The sequence below is a fragment of the Johannesbaptistia floridana genome, from assembly GCF_057440575.1.
On sequence record NZ_JALKVM010000106.1, the window covers coordinates 1 to 3,052 of the forward strand.

The window sequence follows — 3,052 nt, forward strand, 5'->3', positions numbered from 1 at the left end:
TAAATAGGAATACCTTTTATCGTATCGAAGTTTACCCTAACTGGGCATGTAAGGTCTACGCCAATTATTGAGTCTGTGTCAGTGATACAGAGTACCGAGTAATTGGCAAGGAGTAAAAACACTTTACATGGCAATCATATACACCGCTGACTTTTTTCTGTCTTATTTTGCTGTTTGAGTAAATTTGAGTAGATTTTTAGAAGCGGTAAGAATAGTTAGTGGTAGAGTTAAAATAACTAAAATCGGTTTAACAATCGCATTCACTAAACCAATCACAATAGAAGCTACTGCCGCAGCAGTAAGACTGCTAACTACTACACCAGGTACTAAATAGGCTGTAATTAGTAAGGCAATGGTAGCTAATAACCAAGTTAAAAGAAAGTTCAGCATGATTAAATTTACCTCCAATTTTAAGATCTAATTCTTGGTTTAACTGTAACAATTTCTGGGCAAAACTCCTAGGAAGAGGGTAGAATTGTAACAAGATTGCAAGAAAAAGCTCAGATAATTATTTTTTATGGCAGGTCATAGTAAATGGGCAAATATTAAACGCCAAAAAGCAAGAGTTGATGCTAAAAGAGGTAAAACATTTACACAGCTATCGAGAGCAATTATTGTAGCCGCTAGAAATGGTTTACCCGATGTAGATGCTAATTGTCAACTGAGATCCGCAGTAGATAAGGCAAAAGCCGCAGGCATTCCCAACGATAATATTGAAAGAGCGATCGCCAAAGGTGCTGGAACTTATGTAAACGATGATACAAACTGGGAAGAAATTCGTTACGAAGGATACGGTCCTGGAGGTGTAGCTATTCTCATTGAAGCTTTAACAGATAATCGAAATCGGACCGCGGCGGATTTACGGGCAACTTTCAGTAAAAATGGGGGTAACTTAGGTGAAACAGGCTGTGTCAGTTGGATGTTTAATCAACTGGGTGTGGTGACAATAGAAGGAGATATTAGTGAAGAAACTCTTTTAGAGGTTGCTTTAAATGCTGGCGCTGAAAACTACTCTATGATTGAAGATGAGGAAAAAAAAGGGGCAGAAGTATTTACGGAAGTGAGTAACTTAGATAATCTCCATAAAACTTTTCGTGACCATAATTTACCAGTGGTAGAAGCAGAGTTGCGCTGGCTTCCAGAAAATATAATTGAAGTAACAGATTCTCAACAGGCACAATCTCTCATAAAACTTCTAGATACTTTAGAATCTCTAGACGATGTGCAAAATGTCACAGCCAACTTTACCCTTGAGGAAGATTTATTGGCATTAACTGAGGTAAATTAATTAATGGAATGGTGGCAAAAGCTACGGAATAATAACCTTGCTAGAATAGGGGCAATTATACTAATTACTTTTTATATTATCGTCATTGGAGCGGGTTTCTTTGCCCCCTATGACCCCTATGTGTCTCAGGAGGAAGGGTCTTTACTACCACCAACTAAAATATTTTGGTATAACCAAGATAATCAGTGGATTGGTCCCCATGTCTATCCTACCACGATTGGCCCTACTAATTTAGAAACAGGCGATCGCGAATTGATTCGTGACTATCAACAACCTTCACCAATTACTCTTTTTGTCCCCGGTTTTACCTATAACTTCTTGGGTTTAGAACTAAATAGGCATCTATTTGGTACTAGAGGACCAGGACATGTCAATATATTGGGTACCGACGAACAGGGAAGAGACCAATTGAGTCGCCTAATCTATGGCGGTAGAATTAGTTTATTTATCGGGATTGTGGGTATCGCTATATCTTTTCCTATTGGTTTAATGGTTGGTGGTATTTCTGGCTATTTTGGAGGGGTTGTAGACGGAATTCTGATGCGCTTAGTGGAAGTTTTAATGACTATTCCAGGGATTTACCTGTTAGTATCTCTAGCGGCAGTATTACCCCTAGGTTTAAGCAGTGGTCAAAGATTTTTGATTATTGTCTGCATTACTTCTTTTATTAGTTGGTCAGGATTAGCTAGAGTAATTAGAGGACAGGTATTAGCTATCAAAGAACAAGAATTTGTTCAAGCCGCTAAAGCGATGGGCGCTAGTTCTTTTTCTATCATTGTACGTCATATTTTGCCCCAAACCGCTAGTTATATTATTATTTCTGCCACTCTCACTGTTCCTAGTTTTATTATTGCTGAATCGGTTTTAAGTTTGATTGGATTAGGAATTCAACAACCAGATCCTAGTTGGGGTAATCTATTATCGATGGGAACTAATGCCTCTATTTTAGTTCTGAATCCCTGGTTAATTTGGCCTACTGCTGGGGTAATTGTGGTTACTGTTTTAGCTTTTAATTTACTCGGAGATGGTTTGCGAGATGCCTTAGACCCGAGAAATCAGATGAATAATACTAAATTATAGTGCTGCTTCTGTGATAGATGTACTAAAACAAGCAAATTGGGTCAATAGACTTTAGAGGCGGAAATAAGAGAGGATTTGCAGGCGTTGGAGGCGATGTTAGGGTGAAATGAAGACAAAAAAACTATCTCAAGTTGCTTCCATAATAATGGGTCAATCTCCATCAAGTAGTTCATATAATTATAAAAAATTAGGCTTTCCTTTTTTTCAAGGAAAAGCAGAATTTGGTGATATACATCCTACTCCGATAAAATGGTGTAGTGAACCAAAACGTTTGGCAGAAAAGCATGATATATTAATATCTGTGAGAGCACCTGTTGGACCCACAAATATCGCTAAAGAAAAATGCTGTATTGGTAGAGGCTTAGCGGCTATTCGCGGAGATGTTAATCAAGTTGAGCAAAAATATTTATATTGGTTTTTTAAATTTTTAGAACCATCTTTATCTGAAAAAGGCCAAGGAAGTACTTTTAAAGCTATTAATAAAGATTGTCTAGAATCAATTAATATTCCTTTACCCCCCCTAGAAAAACAAAAACGCCTGGCAGCAATACTAGATAAAGCATACGAAATACGACGTAAGCGCCAAGAGGCAATAAAGTTAACTGAAGAATTACGGCGATCGCTCTTTTTGGAGATGTTTGGCGATCCTGTTACCAATCCTAAAGAGTGGGAAGTTTTTAAATT

At 37.7% G+C, this 3,052-nt stretch carries 4 protein-coding genes; 3 read left to right on the top strand and 1 reads right to left on the bottom strand.

Annotated features, from left to right (window positions below; genetic code table 11):
* Positions 1-162: 162 nt before the first annotated feature.
* A complete protein-coding gene (locus MW688_RS07690) occupies positions 163-390 on the bottom strand; it encodes a phage holin family protein (protein WP_486735362.1) in 228 nt (75 codons plus the stop codon).
* Between the two features lie 127 nt (positions 391-517).
* Here MW688_RS07690 and MW688_RS07695 point away from each other — a divergent pair, with 127 nt between their 5' ends.
* From MW688_RS07695 to MW688_RS07705, 3 genes are all read left to right on the top strand, one after another.
* On the top strand, positions 518-1,288 hold the full coding sequence (locus MW688_RS07695; RefSeq protein ID WP_486735363.1) for a YebC/PmpR family DNA-binding transcriptional regulator: 771 nt from the start codon (positions 518-520) through the stop codon (positions 1,286-1,288).
* A gap of 3 nt (positions 1,289-1,291) precedes the next feature.
* Positions 1,292-2,368: an ABC transporter permease gene (locus MW688_RS07700; protein ID WP_486735365.1), complete on the top strand. Its 1,077-nt coding sequence runs from the start codon at positions 1,292-1,294 to the stop codon at positions 2,366-2,368.
* 106 nt (positions 2,369-2,474) lie between these two features.
* Positions 2,475-3,052: restriction endonuclease subunit S (locus MW688_RS07705; RefSeq protein WP_486735366.1), on the top strand; the 578-nt coding region annotated here is incomplete at its 3' end.